The organism is Ruegeria sp. B32, from assembly GCF_025141855.1.
GTDB classification, from domain to species: Bacteria; Pseudomonadota; Alphaproteobacteria; order Rhodobacterales; family Rhodobacteraceae; genus Ruegeria; species Ruegeria arenilitoris.
Genome location: NZ_CP081106.1, coordinates 2,499,291 through 2,512,183 on the forward strand (window position 1 = coordinate 2,499,291; position 12,893 = coordinate 2,512,183).

Sequence of the window (12,893 nt, forward strand, 5' to 3'; positions counted from 1 at the left end):
GTGCCCTGTGCAGCGGCCCGTTGGCTTTGCGGCAGATCAACCCTTGGAAAACAGCCCGCTCAGCGCGCGCGAGACCATGCCGCGGGTCGACGGCCTGTGCCGGTCCGAGAAGGGCAGCGGACGGCAGACCTCCATCGCGGCCACGCCGACACGGGCGCTGAGGGCGCCGTTGACCAGCCCTTCGCCAAAGCGGCGCGACAGCTTGCTGAGGACCGACCCGCCCAGAACCGGTTCGAGCAGGTCGTCACCCACGGCCACCGCACCGGTGGCCACCAGGTGAACGAAAACCGCTCGGGTCAATCGCCAGCCCCCCAGAAACCCGGCCCGCCCGCCATAGATTTCGGCAATCCGGCGGATCATCCGCAACGAGGCCAGCAGCGCCGTCGCCACATCGGCCAGCGCCAACGGCACCAGCGCCGTCACCGTCGCGACCTGGCGCGCGGCGGCCTCGACCTCGCGGCTGGCGGCGGCGTCCAGCGGGGCCAGCAATTCGTCCTCGACCAGTCCTAGCAGCCCCGAGGCGTCGAACTGTTCCTCGATCCGGCCGCCCAGACGGCCGCGGCCCCAGCGCGTATCCTCGCGCCCGCGATAGAACGCGATCAGGCGTTGCGTCACGGCCCGGGCCTGCGTCAGATCGGCATCGGCCAGCGCGGCATCGGCGGCGCGGCGCATCCCGTCCACCCGCGACAGCCGGCCCAGCGCGGCCAGTTCGCGCAGCGCGATCAGCAGGGCCACCAGCACCAGCGCGCAGATCAGGCCGGTCACGATCCAGCCCAGCACCGGCACGCTGGCGATCAACGAGGTGGCGAAATTCCATGCAGCGACAGAGACCGCCGCCCCCACGACCGCAACCGCCAGCCCCCAGAACCACCGGCCCAGAACCGACGGCTTGCGCGCGGCCAGCCGTGCCGCGGCCTGCATCGCCTGCCCCTGGGGTGGCGCGATATCCGGTACCGGCGCGGCCTTCGCCACGTCGGCGGCCGGGGCATCCTCGTCAAGCTCGATCAGAACCGGACCCTTGGCCATGCGTCACTCCTTTTTCCGCCAGACGAACCGAATGTCCGGCAAATGTTCATCATTGCCGGCCCCGTCGCTGCGGGCCACTTCGACAAAACCGTGCCGTTCGTAGAACCGGCACGCGCCCGTGTTTGCCTGAAACGCATACAGCGCCAGTTCTCGGCGACCTGCCTTGGCGCTGTCCAGCAGTTGTGTGCCGATCCCCTGATTCCGCGCAGCGGGGCTCAGGTACAGGCAATGCACCTCGGTCCCGTCCACGGCCAGAAAGCCTGCGACCTTGCCGCCCTGTTCGGCAACCGTGACCCATCCATTTTCGATCATCCGCCCGCAAAAGGCGATGGTCTCGGCCCCCGAATGCAGCTCGGGCATCCAGTCGTTTTCGCGTGCAAAGCCGTGCAGGATCTCTCCGACCGCCCCGGCGTCGAGGCTGCGCGCGGGCCTGAGGGTAACAGTCACAGCCGGTCTCCGATCAGGAACTGCGCGGCGCGGTCCAGCCGGATATGCGGCGGGCCGTCACCGGGACGCAGCGACAGATGCGCCGGGGCAAAGGTCATGAACCCGTAATCCTCGCCCAACCAGGTGTCGGCCCCCTTGCGCGCAGGGCCCAGCAGATGGGCGGGGTCTTCGGGCAGCTCTCCGGGATAGAAGGCCGCCTGTTTTCCATTCTCCAAAGTTCCGCGCACGCAGGGCAGTTCGACGCCGTTGTGGGTGCGGATTTCTTCGGTCGTCACCCGCAGCGCGGCGATGGACATGGCGGCGGTTTCGGCCCCGGCGAACCTGGCGCGGTCGCGCGCCTCGCGGGTCAGGGCCTCCATGATCGCGGTCAGGCGCGGGTGTTGCAGGTGGTGCAGGTGATCGGCCTTGGTGGCCGCGAACAGGATGCGTTCGACCCGCTTTCCCAGCAGCAGCTGGCTGAGCCATGCATTGCGGCCGGGCCGGAAGGCCGACAGGATGTCGCCCATGGCGCGGCGCATGTCCTCGACCGCCTGCGGCCCCTTGTGGATCGCGCCCAGCGCGTCCACCAGCACCACCTGCCGGTCGATTCGGGCGAAATGATCCCGGAAAAAGGGCTTCACGACCTGCGATTTGTAGGCCTCGAACCGGCGCTCCATCTCGCGGTGCAGGCTGCGGCGGCGCGCGGCGCTCTCGACCGGCAACGGCGCAAAGGTCAGCACCGGCGACCCGGCCAGATCGCCCGGCAGCAGGAACCGGCCCGGCGTGCAGTCATAAAACCCCGCATCCCGCGCGGCAGTCAGATAGTCGGCAAAGCCCCGCGACAGGGCCTGCGCGGTGGGTTCATCATGGGGGTCGGCCGGATCAACGGATTTGACCTGGGTCAGGAAATCGGCGGCTGCCGGACGCTGCGCGATCCGCTCCAACGTTTCGCGCGACCAGTCGTCATAGGTTTTTTCGAGCAGTGCCAGATCCAGCAGCCATTCGCCGGGATAGTCGACGATGTCCAGATGCACGGTGCGTGGCCCCTGCAGGCCAGCCAGCAGCCCGGCAGGGCGGACCTTGAACGACAGGCGCAGCTCGGACACGGCGCGGGTGCTGTCGGGCCAATGGGGCTGAGGCCCGGTCAGTGCCGACAGGTGCGATTCATAATCGAACCGGGGCACTGTGTCGTCGGGCTGCGGCTGCAGGTAGGCGGCGTTGATGCGTCCCTCCTGCTGGGCGACCAGGCCGGGCATCCGCCCCCGATCCAGCAGGTTGGCCACCAGCGAGGTGATGAACACCGTCTTGCCCGACCGCGCCAGACCGGTGACGCCCAGCCGCACGACCGGTTCGAAAAACGTCTCGGACACGCGGTCACCGACGGATTCGACGCCGCGCACAAGACTGTCTGCCAGTGATGAGATGACCAAACCGCCGCCCCGCATTTCTTGTTTGCCCCAAGATAGGTAGCCGCTGCCCCGGTTGCCAGCGCTTTTGCCGCCTGCCCTTGCCCGGGCGCGTCCGGCAGGGTACCAGCAGGCCATGCCCAGATACGCGTTGAAAGTCGAATACCAAGGTGAACCGTTTGCCGGATGGCAGCGGCAGAAAGAGCTGCCCTCGGTCCAGGGCGCCATCGAGGCGGCCTTGTCGAAACTACAGCCCGGGTCACACACGATCGCGGCCGCCGGGCGCACGGATTCGGGTGTTCACGCGCTGGGGCAAGTGGCCCATTGCGACCTTGGAAAAGATTGGGACCCGTTCCGCCTGTCCGAGGCGCTGAACTATCACCTCAAGCCGTTTCCGGTGGCGATTCTCAAGGCCGCGCGCGTGGCGGATGACTGGCATGCGCGGTTCTCGGCCATCGAGCGGCAATACCTGTTCCGCATCCTGATACGCCGTGCGCCCGCGACCCATGACAAGGGCCAGGTCTGGCAGATCGGGCATCCGCTGGATGTCACCGCGATGCAGGCCGGGGCCGACATGCTGATCGGGCGGCACGATTTCACCACCTTCCGGTCCTCGATCTGCCAGGCGGCCAGCCCGGTCAAGACGCTGGACGAGTTGCGCGTCGAACAGGTTCAGGGCTTTTCCGGCCCCGAGGTGCATTTCCACGTCCGCGCCCGGTCCTTCCTGCACAACCAGGTGCGCAGTTTCGTCGGCACGCTTGAACGGGTCGGCGCGGGCGCCTGGACACCGCAGGACGTGCGCGATGCGCTCGAGGCCGCCGACCGCGCGGCCTGCGGGCCGGTCTGCCCGCCGCAAGGTTTGTACCTGGCGCGGGTGGGCTACCCCGATCCTGTTTTCGACTGACGTCAGAGCGCGCGCAGCAGCAATCCGCCCGCGATCACCGCGATCAGCAGCCCGGCCACCAGTTCGATCGTGGGCGCCAACACGGCCGCGAACCGCGTGGCCGAGGCCGAGGCCAGCAACCCGCCCCGCAACCCGAACGACGTCCAGCCAACCAGGGTGGTGACGGTCGCGGTGCCCAGCGCCATGGCAAAGGCCCCGGCGATACCGACCATCGCGATGCCCATCTGCCAGGTCAGGATCAGCACGAACAAAGCTCCGGTACAGGGTCGCGCGGCGATGCCGGCGATGAGGATCAGAGCCTCGCGCAGACTGCCGACCTGGGCCACCTCTTCCGCGGTGGGGCCGTGACGATGCCCGCAATCGGAACAAACTTCGCCGTCGTGGTGGTGATGCCCGTGATCATGATGATGGTGATGGTCATGCGGGGCACTGTCCGCACGACCGCGCCGGGCGAAACTGCGCAGCGATCGCAGAACCAGCCACAGCCCGATGGCCGCGATCGCGCCATAGCTGACCGGGGCCATGATCTGCTCGGTGGTGCCGACCAAGCTTTCCCGCGACATCTGGAACACCAGAACGCCTGCATAGACCAGAACGATCGCCGTCACGGCCTGCCCCAGCGAGGACAGTACGCTGATCGCCGACAGGCGCAGAAAGGCGACATTGCGGCCCAGCCCGTACCCTCCGATCAGCACCTTGCCATGACCCGGCCCCACCGCATGGAAGAACCCATAGGCAAAACAGACGGCCAGCAGCGTGGCCACGGCCTCGGGCTGTTCGGCCCGCGCGGCCCGAAGGGCTCGTGCGATCTGGTTCTGGAATTCCCGCTGCTCGCCCGCGGCCCAGGACGCGAGGCTGTCAAAACCACCGCTGCCCCAGAACCACAGCAGCAGCGCTATCGCCAGGCCGACCGGTAGGATCAGGTAGCGGGACATGAAACGCGGATCTCGGTGGCAAAGCGTTCGCCGACCAGAGGGATATCGTTCTCCTCGAGGTCGTAGTCGGCGTCCAGGGTCAGCAGAAAGGCCTGCATCTGGGCCAGTTCGCCGTCGATATCCGGCTCGAACCTGTCGATCCGGCAGGTTTCAGGCCCGGTGACGGTGACCGGGCGCGTCACTTCGTAGGCGGTATAGAATGTCTCGTCATAGGGTTTGGCCGACAGGCTTTGGGCAACCACTGGCTCGCCCTCGACCTTGCGCAGATGGGTGGTCACGATGCGGCCATCCTCGGTCGTGGCGCGCGGTTCCAGCGGGCCGGACAAGGCGACCGGCTGATCGGCGGCCAGGATGACCAGATCGCCGTTGTATCCTTCGACCCACTGCGCGTCGAAACCGGCGAGGCGCTGTTCTTCCGCCTCGGACAGTACGCCGTCGCCGTCCTGATCCAACCTCATGTCCTCAAGCACCAGCAGCGAGTAGAACTCGTCATAGGCCCAGGTGACGCGGACATGCGTCAGGTTGCCCGACTCGTCCACTATGAATTCCAGCCCGGTGTCGATGAAGACATGCGGGTGCGCCACCGCGGAAAACGGCAGGCAACAGGCGATCAAGGCGGGTATCCAGCGCATGAACGCGAAGATAGGGTGCCCGACCGGCGCTGGCAACGCGGTTCGGCGGTAAGCACGGATTTTGCCGCTCATTTCGGCGGAAACAGGACCAGCGTCTGCAGCGCCGTGCCGATCGGGCCTTGAGTATCGTACAGAACCGACTGCGACATCCCGATGCCGCTGGGCTGCCAGTGCGACACGGAGTCCGAGGCGAGCCAGTCGGACATCGGCTCGCGGTGGATTTGCACCGTCAGGTCGGTGTTCATGAACCCCATTTCCGAGGTCGGCGCATTCCACGAAATTCCGTTGCCGCAATCGGCCAGCGGGCACAACGACTGGATCGGCGAGGGGGTTTCGCCCTCGAGCAGAGGCGGGGTGCGCATCCAGATGGTTTTCGGCCCCGCCCCCTGGTTGCCGCCTTTGGGATAGGCCACCTCGGAATGATGGGCAAAGCCGGGCAGGTCATGCCGCATTTCGCCGATGGGAAACGGGCCGTCTTCGATCTGCGACAGGTCGGGGCCTTGGATCGCCACATTCGGCACCGGCCCCAGATCCCGGCGCGCCAGATGCATCGTGGTGGCGGTCGCGCACAGCGTATCGTCCAGGTCATGCACCGTGACGCGCGTGGTGGCCAGCGTCTTGGTGTGGCGCACGGTCTCGGCGGCCACGCGAAGACCGGACAGAGGCAGCGGGCGCAGCAGATCGACGGTCAGGCGGGTCAGCATCTTGTCGGGGCCGACCTCGATCTCGGCCGCGCGCACGATCAGGCCCGCAACCGGGCCGGCATGACAGTGATCGGCCGACCACGGCCCGCGCGCCGGGTCATTTCCGACAAAGGCCCCGTCGGGCGCGACCCGGAAATAAGCGGTCTTGCCCACCACGGGCTGCATCGCCGCGTCCTGCATGTCAGATCTTTTCCTGGGTATGCTTTTTCAATTCGGCCCGCGCCACCTGACGGCGATGCACCGCATCCGGGCCATCGGCCAGCCGCAGCGTGCGCACATGCGTCCAGGCGGTGGCCAGCGGCGTATCCTGGCTGACGCCCTGCCCGCCGAACATCTGCACCGCCTCGTCGATTACCTTCAGCGCAACGCGCGGCGCTACGACCTTGATCTGGCTGATCCACGGAGCCGCCGCGCGCGCATCGCCCTGATCCATGTACCACGCGGCCTTCAGACACAGCAGGCGGGCCATCTCGATCTCCATCCGGCACTCGGCAATGATGTCGAAATTGGCACCCAGCTGCGCCAGTTTCTTGCCAAAGGCTTCGCGCTGCAGGGCGCGTTTGCACATCTGTTCCAGCGCCATCTCGGCCTGGCCGATCGCGCGCATGCAGTGATGGATGCGACCGGGCCCGAGGCGCCCCTGCGCGATTTCGAACCCGCGGCCCTCGCCCAGCAGGATGTTCTCGGCCGGCACCCGGACATCGGTGAACCGGATATGCATGTGCCCGTGCGGCGCGTCGTCATGGCCGTACACTTCCATCGGGCGCAGGATCTCGATCCCCGGCGTGTCGGCGGGCACCACGATCATCGACTGGCGCTTGTGCTTGGGCAGGTCGTCGCCGCCGGTCTTGACCATCACGATGTAGACCTTGCAGCGCGGATCGCCCGCGCCGGACGACCACCATTTCTCGCCATTCAGAACATAGTCATCCCCGTCCTGCACGCAGGACATCGAGATATTCGTGGCATCCGACGAGGCCACATCCGGTTCGGTCATCAGATAGGCCGAGCGGATCTCGCCCTCGAGCAGCGGCTTGAGCCACTGTTCTTTCATCTTCTCGGTGCCGTAGCGCTCGAACACCTCCATGTTGCCGGTGTCGGGGGCGGAACAGTTGAACACCTCGGCGCCCAGCGGGGTCTTGCCCATCTCTTCGGCGAAATAAGCGTATTCGACTGTAGTCAGGCCAAACCCCTTGTCGCTGTCGGTCAGCCAGAAATTCCACAGACCGGCCGCCTTGGCCTTGGCCTTCAAGCCTTCCAGGATCTCGGCCTGGCGTTCGGTATACTGCCAGCGGTCGCCGTTGTTGATCTCGGCATGGTATTCCTCTTCCAGGGGCATGATCTCGTTGCGGATCATGTCGCGGACCCGCTCCAGCAGCGCCCGGTTCTCCTCGCGCAAGACGAATGACATGTTCATGAAGAATCCTCCGTAGATCCCGGAACCGGGCTTTACCTTTGCGCCGAGGATGGCTTAGCTGCGGCAACTGTGTCCAGCCGCGTGACGGCACGTCACTTGCAATCAATTTGAAACGGAAGGGGGGCGCAGATGGCGTTGTTGATCGATACCGGGCTGTCCGACTGGATGAGCGATGCCGAGATTGCCGAAGAAGTCCGGCGACATGCACCAACGGCCGATGTGCGCACGCCAAGCACCATTGGTGACCCGGCCGAGGTCACCATGGTGGCGGTTGTCGGCCTGCGGGACGATCACGCGAGCCGCCTGCCCAATCTGCAGCTGGTGCAAAAGTTGGGCGCCGGGGTCGAGACAATCGTGTCGAACCGCGCCCTGCCCGCGCATGTCCGCGTGGCCCGCCTGAAACCGGACGCCCCAGCGCAAGGCATCGCAGAGTGGTTTCTGGCCTATATCCTGTACGCTCACCGGAACATGGGCTTTCACGCGGACGCTCAGCGGCGGGCCGAATGGCGGCCGAAAGCGCCGGTGCTGACATCTGACACCGTAGTCGGAGTTCTGGGGCTGGGCCATATCGGCAGCCGTACCGCCCGCATGCTGCGCGATGTCGGGTTTCAGCTCATCGGCTGGAGCCGGTCGCCCAAGCAAATCGAAGATGTGACCTGTCTGCACGGGCAGGATGCTTTGCCGGGAATGCTGCGCGGTTGCGACCATGTCTGCGCGATTCTTCCCTCGACCCCCGCAACCATCGGCTTGTTTGACGCAGAAATGCTCGGCGCGATGAAGGACGGCAGCCAGTTGTTGAATGCGGGACGTGGCGACCTGATCGACGAGGAAGCCTTGATCGAGGCACTTGACCGGGGTCGTCCTGGGCGCGCGGTTCTCGATGTGACCGCACAAGAACCGTTGCCCAAAGACAGCCCCTTATGGCGGCACCCTGCGGTCACGATCACACCGCATGTGTCGGGATGGCATCTGGGTGATGCGTTGGCGGATGTTGCCCAGAACTTTCTGCGGCTGAGTGCAGGTCAGCCCCTGCTGCACGAGGTTGACCGCAGCCGCGGTTACTGAGCCGCGATTACGGCGTCAGAATCCAATTGCCGCTGGCATCCTTGCACTGACGGGTGCGGATTTCCGGGTTGGGCGCCGCCCCGGACGGCTGCACAAAGTGCTGGAAGTGAACGCAGTTGTCCTTCACGTCCCGTATCCTGACCGTGCCTTTGGTGCCCGTTTTCTCGTTGACCCAGTTGCGCTCCTGCCCGACGCTTGGGGTCCCGCCTGCCAGCATCGAAGACGTCGTCGCGTCCAGAACCTGATAGTCGTCCGGGCTCAGCCCCATTTCAGCGATGATCCGGGACAGAGGCTTGGCATCGACCGCCCCCACGACACCCGACAAAAACAGCGCAAACAGGGCAGCAGGCAACCGGACAGTCATGCGAAACTCGCTTTCGTGAAAATTGATCTGCACCAAGAATATACATCCATGCAATCAGGGCCAAGCCCCCGCGGCCGGACCTTCAAATAATGCCGAACAAACCTATCGGACTGCCGGTGCTATCGGCCCGCCGCTGATGCGACCATAGTAACCGGAAACCAAGCTTGAGGCACAGGAATGGCTCATCAAAACTACTACGCGCCCACCGGCGGGCTTCCGGACCAGACTCAGCTGCTGACCGACCGCGCCATGTTCACTGACGCCTATGCCGTCATCCCGAAAGGCACGATGCGCGACATCGTGACCAGCTTTCTGCCGTTTTGGGAACAGACCCGACTGTGGGTCCTTTCGCGCCCCCTCAGCGGGTTTGCCGAGACGTTTTCGCAATACATCATGGAGGTCCAGCCGGGCGGCGGCAGCGACAGGCCCGAGACGGACCCGGAGGCTCAAGGCGTGGTCTTCGTCGTCGAAGGGTCGGTTACCCTGACCCTTGCGGGGCAGGTCCACGTGCTGGACACAGGGGGCTATGCCTACATTCCGCCCGGGTCCGATTGGACCCTGCACAACCGCTCTGACGCCGTGGCCCGGTTCCATTGGGTACGCAAGGCCTATGAGGCCGTACCCGGATTGCCGGCCCCCGATCCGATCATCACCAACGAACGCGACGTCGCCCCAACCCCAATGCCCGGCACCGAAGGTCGGTGGGCCACCACGCGCTTCGCGGATCCAAGTGATCTGCGCCATGACATGCATGTGAACATTGTCACGTTTGAACCAGGTGGGGTCATCCCCTTTGCCGAAACGCATGTCATGGAGCACGGGCTTTATGTGCTTGAGGGCAAGGCCGTCTATCGACTGAACCAGGATTGGGTCGAGGTCGAGGCCGGTGACTACATGTGGTTGCGCGCGTTCTGTCCTCAAGCCTGCTACGCGGGCGGGCCGGGGCGATTCCGTTATCTGCTGTACAAGGACGTCAATCGGCACATGCCGTTGAAACTGTCCACACGATGACCTGCAAAAGGTTCTGAAAACGAGCTTTTGCGTCGGCAGGGGTTCACAGGGACGGCGGAATTTGCTGAAATCAGAGGTGATTTCGTTTTGTTCATTCGTGGAGATTGGTCATGAAACTGCGCGCCCCTCTGACGGCACTGGCCATGATCGGCCTCATGGTCGCCGTCGACACCGCCCCGGTCGTGGCAAAGGAAGCGACCAAAACCGTATCCGTCATGAGCCGCACATGGGCTGTGACGCAGGTTGCGGATGCCCCTGTCGTGTATCGTGCGACCCGCGACAACAACAACCTCAACCCGTTCGGCCCGCCGCCGCGCCTGCGCACGGTTCAGGCCATTGCGGCCATCCAGCAGGCAACCGGGTGCAAGGTGATCCGGTCAAGCATGTACCAGAATATTTCGGGCCAGTTCTTCTCGCAGGTCAGCTGCGGATAGCGGCGACGCCATACGGGCATTGAGGTCGGTCAAACGGCCTGCCATAGCTTGCGCATGAAACTCGCAATCAACGGATTCGGCCGCATCGGCCGCACGATCCTGCGGCAGGTCATGGCCCTGCCAGCGGGTTCGGATGTTCAAGTGGTGCTGATCAACGACATCGCACCGCTGGAGACCTGTGCCTATCTGTTCAAGTACGACAGCACGTTCGGCCCCTATGCCGGTTCGGTCGAAACCAGCGCCGGGGCCTTACAGGTGGATGGACATTCGATTCCACTGAGCCACAGCGACGACCTTGCCGATGTCGATCTGTCCGGCGTGGACGTGATGCTGGATTGCACGGGTATCGCGCGCAGTTCGGACGTCGCAATCCGGGGCCTGCAGGCAGGGGCTGGCAAGGTGCTGATTTCCGGCCCGTCCCCGGCCGCCGAGACAACGATCGTTCTGGGCGCCAACGAAGACATGCTGGGCAATGCCCGGATTGTATCGAACGCGTCCTGCACCACCAACGCGCTGGCGCCGCTGGCCAAGGTGATCGACGAGATCGGGGGCATCGCCTCAGCGCACATGACCACGATTCACTGCTACACCAACAGCCAGCCGATGGTGGACGCTCCGCGTGGAGACCTGGCGCGGTCGCGGGCCGGGGCCTTGTCGATGGTACCCACCACGTCAAGCGCGACCCAACTGATCGACGTGGTTCTGCCGCATCTGGCCGGACGTATTTCCGGTGCGGCTGTGCGGGTGCCCACTGCCAGCGTCTCGGCCATCGATCTGGTCGTAACCCTGCAAAATGGAACGGAACCCGAGCTGTTCTCGGTCGAATTGAGCCGCGCCGTCGAGGCATCAAAGGTGCTCGGCTGGACCGACTTGCCGCTGGTCTCGTCCGATCTGCGTGCGCGACCGGAATCGCTGGTGATTGCCGGACCGGAAACACGTGTCGTCGGGCAAAATCAGGTCCGGGTTTTCGGATGGTATGACAATGAGTGGGGTTTTTCGGCCCGTATGCTCGATGTCGCCGGGATGATGGCTCAGACGGAATAGCCCGCAGCGCGCTTGGCGCTGCAGGGCTGAGTTACAGGTTTCAGTCGTGCGGCAAACTGCCAGCGCCGTGACCGGCCATTCCGCCCGAGACCTCTTCGGTCGATTCTTCGGCCAGTTCATGCGGCAGAATGAGGTTCAGCACGATGGCGATCAGCGCTGCGGGCAGCAGTCCGCTTGTCATCAGGATGCGGATTGTGTCCGGCAAGTGCTGAACCGCGCCGGGTTCCAGTTGCAAGCCAAGCCCGATCGACAGCGAGATTGCGAAGATCACCATGTTGCGGCGATTCCAGTCCACGTCGGACAACATCGAAATACCGGCAGCCACCACCATGCCGAACATGACGATCACACCGCCCCCCAGAACTTCGATCGGAACAGTGCGTATGATGGCGCCGACCTTGGGAACAAGTCCGCACAGGATCAGGAACAGCGCACCAATCGTAACGACATGGCGGCTCATGACTCCGGTCATCGCGATCAGACCAACATTCTGACTGAACGAGGTATTCGGCAAACCGCCAAAGATACCGGCGACAGCCGTGCCAACACCATCTGCGTAGGTCGCTCCCGCGATCTCTTTGTCCGTGGCCTCGCGACCCGCGCCACCTTTGGTAATGCCCGAAACGTCACCGACGGTTTCGACCGCTGACACGAAAGCCATGAGGCAGAACCCGATCACCGCCGCCAGCGAGAATTCGAACCCATATTTGAAGGGCACCGGCAGCGCGAAACCAGCGGCCCGCGACCAGCTTGTTCCAATGGCTTCGAACGTCACCATTCCGACCATCAGGGCGTAGACATAGCCGACAGCCAATCCGACCAGAACCGCAGACACCGACAGCATTCCGCGGGCAAAGAACTTGAGGCCCAGCGTGACGATCACGACGACAAGTGCCGCAGACCAGTTGAGCAGCGATCCGTATTCCGGCGTACCGATCGCAGGAACACCACCCGCCGCATACTGGATGCCGACCTTGACCAGTGCCAATCCGATCATCGTCACAACAAGCCCCGTGACCAATGGCGGCAGAGCGAAGCGGATCTTGCCAATGAACATCCCAAGGCAGGCGTGAAAGATACCGCCAATCAGAACGCCTCCGAACAGCGCGGCAAGGGCCTCGACGCCCTTGCCGGCCACCAATGGGATCATGATTGGCAGGAACGCAAAGCTTGTTCCCTGAACGATGGGCAATGCCGCACCAACCGGGCCCAGCGTGATGGTCTGCAACAAGGTCGCCAGCCCTGCAAACAGCATCGACATCTGGATCAGATACAGCAGCTCGGGAAAATCGGGCGAGTTCGACCCGAAGCCAAACCCGGCCGCACCGGCCACGATGATGGCGGGGGTCACGTTTGACACAAACATTGCCAAAACGTGCTGAATGCCTAGTGGTATCGCCTTGTGCAGCGCGGGCGTGTAATTCGGATCCCGAAGCTGATCGGGTGTTCCTATCGAAGTTTCGGCCATGATCTCAACTGTCTCCCTGTTTCTCATGGGGGTCTTGCCGCTTCTCCGGCGGCTTCA

The 12,893-nt window shown here is 64.4% G+C and carries 14 protein-coding genes; 5 read left to right on the forward strand and 9 right to left on the reverse strand.

Features of this window, described 5'->3' with window-relative positions; translation table 11 throughout:
* Nucleotides 1-36: 36 nt before the first annotated feature.
* Genes K3752_RS12665 through K3752_RS12675 form a run of 3 tightly spaced genes read right to left on the reverse strand, consistent with a single transcriptional unit; the run spans nucleotide 37 to nucleotide 2,882 of the window.
* Nucleotides 37-1,026, reverse strand: a complete 990-nt coding sequence (locus K3752_RS12665; protein WP_170337845.1) for a YcjF family protein — start codon at nucleotides 1,024-1,026, stop codon at nucleotides 37-39.
* 3 nt (nucleotides 1,027-1,029) lie between these two features.
* The gene (locus tag K3752_RS12670; RefSeq protein ID WP_260063413.1) at nucleotides 1,030-1,473 is read right to left on the reverse strand and encodes a GNAT family N-acetyltransferase; all 444 of its coding nucleotides are present in this window, start codon (nucleotides 1,471-1,473) and stop codon (nucleotides 1,030-1,032) included.
* On the reverse strand, nucleotides 1,470-2,882 hold the full coding sequence (locus tag K3752_RS12675) for a YcjX family protein (RefSeq protein ID WP_260063414.1): 1,413 nt from the start codon (nucleotides 2,880-2,882) through the stop codon (nucleotides 1,470-1,472). Before K3752_RS12675 ends, K3752_RS12670 begins: the two co-directional genes overlap by 4 nt.
* Nucleotides 2,883-2,994: 112 nt before the next feature.
* Here K3752_RS12675 and truA point away from each other — a divergent pair, with 112 nt between their 5' ends.
* Nucleotides 2,995-3,762 carry a tRNA pseudouridine(38-40) synthase TruA gene (truA, locus tag K3752_RS12680; protein WP_260063415.1) on the forward strand — a complete coding sequence of 256 codons (768 nt, stop codon included), beginning with the start codon at nucleotides 2,995-2,997 and terminating at the stop codon, nucleotides 3,760-3,762.
* Between the two features lie 2 nt (nucleotides 3,763-3,764).
* Here truA and K3752_RS12685 read toward each other — a convergent pair whose 3' ends face one another.
* The 4 genes from K3752_RS12685 to K3752_RS12700 form a co-directional block, all read right to left on the reverse strand.
* On the reverse strand, nucleotides 3,765-4,697 hold the full coding sequence (locus K3752_RS12685; protein ID WP_260063416.1) for a nickel/cobalt transporter: 933 nt from the start codon (nucleotides 4,695-4,697) through the stop codon (nucleotides 3,765-3,767).
* Nucleotides 4,682-5,329, reverse strand: coding sequence for a DUF1007 family protein (locus K3752_RS12690; RefSeq protein WP_260063417.1), 648 nt, complete (start codon nucleotides 5,327-5,329; stop codon nucleotides 4,682-4,684). Before K3752_RS12690 ends, K3752_RS12685 begins: the two co-directional genes overlap by 16 nt.
* Before the next feature lie 68 nt (nucleotides 5,330-5,397).
* Nucleotides 5,398-6,213, reverse strand: a complete 816-nt coding sequence (locus K3752_RS12695; protein ID WP_260063418.1) for a thioesterase family protein — start codon at nucleotides 6,211-6,213, stop codon at nucleotides 5,398-5,400.
* A 1-nt stretch (nucleotide 6,214) separates the two neighbouring features.
* Nucleotides 6,215-7,450 (reverse strand): acyl-CoA dehydrogenase family protein, encoded by a 1,236-nt coding sequence (locus K3752_RS12700; protein WP_260063419.1) that lies wholly within the window; start codon nucleotides 7,448-7,450, stop codon nucleotides 6,215-6,217.
* Between the two features lie 129 nt (nucleotides 7,451-7,579).
* Between K3752_RS12700 and K3752_RS12705 the strand changes: the two genes are divergently transcribed.
* A complete protein-coding gene (locus K3752_RS12705) occupies nucleotides 7,580-8,515 on the forward strand; it encodes a glyoxylate/hydroxypyruvate reductase A (RefSeq protein ID WP_260063420.1) in 936 nt (311 codons plus the stop codon).
* A 7-nt stretch (nucleotides 8,516-8,522) separates the two neighbouring features.
* Here the strand turns inward: K3752_RS12705 and K3752_RS12710 are convergent, their stop codons facing one another.
* A complete protein-coding gene (locus K3752_RS12710; protein ID WP_170435362.1) occupies nucleotides 8,523-8,912 on the reverse strand; it encodes a hypothetical protein in 390 nt (129 codons plus the stop codon).
* A 144-nt stretch (nucleotides 8,913-9,056) separates the two neighbouring features.
* Between K3752_RS12710 and K3752_RS12715 the strand changes: the two genes are divergently transcribed.
* The 3 genes from K3752_RS12715 (at nucleotide 9,057) to K3752_RS12725 (ending at nucleotide 11,368) form a co-directional block, all read left to right on the forward strand.
* On the forward strand, nucleotides 9,057-9,890 hold the full coding sequence (locus tag K3752_RS12715) for a bifunctional allantoicase/(S)-ureidoglycine aminohydrolase (RefSeq protein WP_260063421.1): 834 nt from the start codon (nucleotides 9,057-9,059) through the stop codon (nucleotides 9,888-9,890).
* A 110-nt stretch (nucleotides 9,891-10,000) separates the two neighbouring features.
* Nucleotides 10,001-10,324, forward strand: a complete 324-nt coding sequence (locus K3752_RS12720; RefSeq protein WP_170337821.1) for a hypothetical protein — start codon at nucleotides 10,001-10,003, stop codon at nucleotides 10,322-10,324.
* 54 nt (nucleotides 10,325-10,378) lie between these two features.
* Nucleotides 10,379-11,368 (forward strand): type I glyceraldehyde-3-phosphate dehydrogenase, encoded by a 990-nt coding sequence (locus tag K3752_RS12725; RefSeq protein WP_260063422.1) that lies wholly within the window; start codon nucleotides 10,379-10,381, stop codon nucleotides 11,366-11,368.
* 40 nt (nucleotides 11,369-11,408) lie between these two features.
* On the opposite strand, the gene K3752_RS12730 is transcribed toward K3752_RS12725, so the two are convergent.
* Nucleotides 11,409-12,836: a uracil-xanthine permease family protein gene (locus tag K3752_RS12730; RefSeq protein ID WP_093962810.1), complete on the reverse strand. Its 1,428-nt coding sequence runs from the start codon at nucleotides 12,834-12,836 to the stop codon at nucleotides 11,409-11,411.
* Nucleotides 12,837-12,893: the final 57 nt, after the last annotated feature.